This is a genomic window from Floccifex sp., assembly GCF_051873495.1.
Lineage (GTDB): Bacteria > Bacillota_I > Bacilli_A > Erysipelotrichales > Erysipelotrichaceae > Floccifex.
In genome coordinates this window covers 1-3,141 of sequence record NZ_JBJEEX010000017.1, presented here as the reverse complement: position 1 = coordinate 3,141, position 3,141 = coordinate 1, and the positions used below count along the sequence as shown (strand labels likewise).

General features: G+C 33.6%; 5 protein-coding genes. 1 reads left to right on the top strand and 4 read right to left on the bottom strand.

Annotation, left to right across the window (positions count from 1 at the left end):
* Positions 1-354, top strand: a 354-nt coding sequence (locus tag ACI313_RS01180; protein ID WP_439755084.1) for a hypothetical protein, incomplete at its 5' end; no start/stop codon positions are given.
* Positions 355-417: 63 nt separating this feature from the next.
* Here the strand turns inward: ACI313_RS01180 and ACI313_RS01175 are convergent.
* From ACI313_RS01175 to ACI313_RS01160, 4 genes are read right to left on the bottom strand one after another with little or no spacing between them, the layout of a single operon-like run.
* Positions 418-1,038 carry an NUDIX hydrolase N-terminal domain-containing protein gene (locus ACI313_RS01175; protein WP_271868545.1) on the bottom strand — a complete coding sequence of 207 codons (621 nt, stop codon included), beginning with the start codon at positions 1,036-1,038 and terminating at the stop codon, positions 418-420.
* Positions 1,039-1,042: 4 nt separating this feature from the next.
* Complete coding sequence (locus ACI313_RS01170) at positions 1,043-1,984, bottom strand: nucleoside hydrolase (RefSeq protein WP_439755083.1); 942 nt, start codon at positions 1,982-1,984, stop codon at positions 1,043-1,045.
* Between the two features lie 40 nt (positions 1,985-2,024).
* Positions 2,025-2,483 (bottom strand): helix-turn-helix domain-containing protein, encoded by a 459-nt coding sequence (locus ACI313_RS01165; RefSeq protein ID WP_439755082.1) that lies wholly within the window; start codon positions 2,481-2,483, stop codon positions 2,025-2,027.
* A gap of 49 nt (positions 2,484-2,532) precedes the next feature.
* Entirely contained in the window at positions 2,533-3,009 is a 477-nt protein-coding gene (locus ACI313_RS01160) for an AraC family ligand binding domain-containing protein (RefSeq protein ID WP_014565757.1), read from the bottom strand.
* Positions 3,010-3,141: the final 132 nt, after the last annotated feature.

Below are 3,141 nucleotides of genomic sequence, written 5' to 3'. Positions count from 1 at the left end.
CACAATGCTACTTTCGTTGGTGACAATACCATGTATGCATTGTTCTACAATGGTGATTACAACAATTACGAATACTGGAAGTTAACTAGAAGTGGTGACAGTTGGACTGCTACTGAAGTTGGTGCAACTAAGGGTAGATTTGTTTCAAATTCACCAGTTCAAGGTTTCACTTACGGTAATGGTAACTTCTACATTGGTTTCAATGATCATATCTTCAAGGTCGGTAAAAATGGTACTGCTAAGAAGCACTATCGTTTCAACGTAAGAAGAGAAATTGAAGGCCTTTCAGCTAATGGTTCTAACCTTTATGTTCAATTCGCACAACGTGCTGAATTAACTCAAGGTCGTATTTAATTCTATTAATATTTAGATCAAAAGAAAAACACAGAAAAGTTTTGAAAGCTTTTCTGTGTTTTTTTAGTCTGAATATGCTATCCAGTATGGATCATCTTTGGCCTTAAAACACATTTTTACTTGTTCTAAATTATTCTTGCCAGGAGATAGTTCAGGCAATTCATTAATTCCAAAATACTTAGCAGCTGTTGTTTCGTCATTGGGAATAAACATTCCACCTAATTCTTTACATAGAAAGAAAAATTTTTCAACGCCAAAAGCATATGGTGGTTGATTATGTTGGTTACGTTCATGAACTGCAATTAATTTTATTATTTCAACGTTTCGTCCTGATTCTTCTTTAGTTTCTTTAATGCAGTTTTCTTTTGGTGATAAATTAATTTCACACCAACCGCCAGGTAGGGACCAACGACCATCGCTTTCTTTAACTAATAAGATTTTGTCATTTTTAAAAATTGCTGCACGGGTATCAATTTTAGGTGTAGGATAGCTAGAATCATTACAAAAAAGACTTCTAACTTTCTTTGTGGGTAAACCTGTTTTTTTGGTCATCATTTCTGTCGCAATTTCACGAATACGTTGATATCTCTCAAGATCGAATTTATCATGGCCATAGGTCAAACCAGCTTGAGCTAAACTTTGCAATTCTATTGCCCAGTCTGTAAATTGATCGAATTTATCCATAAAGCTACTTGGTTCTTTCTAAAATTTCGTCCATCTTTTTAAAGAATAGATCTTTGTGTGCCTTGGTAACTAAGGTAACTTCACGTCCATTTGGATCACGGTCAAAACTACCAGCTCTTAAACCATCAGTAATCACTTTAGCATGAGTTACTTCTGTTTCTACTACTTCTGGATAAAGTGCACTAACAGTAGTCAAAACATCCCATAAATATAATTCCGCAGCTGGGATTGAAACAATCATGCTGTATCCTTGACCAACTAAGTCCATAGCAGGGTATTTACACAAGCTTGCCCAGTGTTGTCTCAATTTATCATTAAGAGGCAATTCTTCAGTACTTTCCAAACCAACCATTTGAATTTTGATATCAGAATCAAAAACTCGCTTAACAGCATATGGATCCCAGAATGAATTCCATTCTTGGCTGCCGTCTGCATTAACCATAGCAACGTTGCCGTGACCATCGAGTGAACCGCCCATCCAATAGAGCTTCTTAATGTTCTTTTCGATATCTGGATCGGTGTCTAAGGCACGGGCTAAATCGGTTAAAGGACCAGTCATTACTAAGGTTACAGGTTCTTTGGATTTCTTGATCTTTTCTACCATATCCAGGTGAGCAGGAAGTTCTGCTTGTGGGGTATCGATATGACCTTTTTCGTTTAACATTGGCAAATAATTGAATGAATAAGTTGCCATACGCCATTCGTGTGGGAATTGGTTAACAGCTCTTGAATTGGAACGAGCTACTGATAATTTATCACCACGTAAATTAAATAAATCAGTCATTTTGCGACAAGCTTCAACGGACGGGTCAATATAACCATCCGCGTCAATGGCACCTACACCGAGTAATTTGATGTCTGGTGCTTGCAAAAGCAAAAGATAAGAAACTAAGTCGTCAATATTACCATCATGATTAAAATAAATATTTTTCATTTGTTTTTTCATTTGTTTGGCCTTTCTAACTATGTACTTTCATTTTAGCAGATTAGATGAAAGTATCGTTTAAATAATTCTTTTTTCGGTAGTCATTAGGTAGCATATGGTATTGTTCTTTAAATTTAGTATAAAAAGAATTTTGGTTATGAATGCCAACTAGATTGCAGATCTTGGCTATTGAGTAAGAGCTAGAATTAAGTAAATATTTAGCCTGTTCTAATCGTTTTCTGGTACGAAGCTGAATGAAAGTCTGACCAGATAGACTCTTGATTAAACTGCTTAAGTAGGGCTTGGTATAGCCGTATTTAGTAGCTAATTTACCCAAAGAAATTGTTTTATAGTTATTAGATATTTCAGTTAAAAGATCGACTAATAGCTGTTGTTGATTATCATAAATCTGCTTTTCAATCATTGGATAGTTACGAATGATTTTAGCTAATAAAATATTAAAATAATTATCGATGATCATACCGCGATAACTAAAGCCAGAAAAAATAATATCGTCCATTGTATCTGTAATATCAGAATTTTTAGGGAAAATAACAAATTTCTGCTTATTATGATTCTGTAAAGAAATATTGAAAAGATACTGATAAATGAAACTGGAAACTGTCTTTTTTGTGAGTTTTATCAAGGAATTTAAAGGAAATATTCTTATTATTAAAAATTAAGTTAATCATCAGATCATTTTTATTTAACTGACCAACACTGTGATGACAACCAATATCCATCATTAAGACGCTGCCTTCCTCAAGATGAATTGGATTGCCTTCAACCATTTCATTGCATTCACCTTGGAGCATGTAGTTAATTTCTACAAATTGATGACTATGCAGAGGATAAGAAGTAAAACGGTTATGCTTACTTAAATAAATAGAGTGATGACTAAGCAACTTTCGATTGATCATCCTATTTTTATTGTCTTTAGACCAAACATAAGGCGAAAGATCGTTGACGAATTGATGCTCTTTAATTTGCTTTTGTTCAATTGGACTTAATTCAAATAATTTCTTTAATACCGCTTTTTTAATCATAAGAAACCTTTTCCTTTTTATTAAAAAGTACTATTTAGCTTAAATTAAGCTTTTATGAAACCGCATACTATAGTAATCAATGTCATTAAGTTAAGACATTGACAATTAATATTAGACTTTTAAAGCACTGAT

Coding starts and splice junctions, on each gene's coding strand:
- ACI313_RS01175 (WP_271868545.1), bottom strand. CDS start 1,038: ATGGATAAATTCGATCAATTTACAGACTGGGCAATAGAATTGCAAAGT.
- ACI313_RS01170 (WP_439755083.1), bottom strand. CDS start 1,984: ATGAAAAAACAAATGAAAAATATTTATTTTAATCATGATGGTAATATT.
- ACI313_RS01165 (WP_439755082.1), bottom strand. CDS start 2,483: ATGGACGATATTATTTTTTCTGGCTTTAGTTATCGCGGTATGATCATC.
- ACI313_RS01160 (WP_014565757.1), bottom strand. CDS start 3,009: ATGATTAAAAAAGCGGTATTAAAGAAATTATTTGAATTAAGTCCAATT.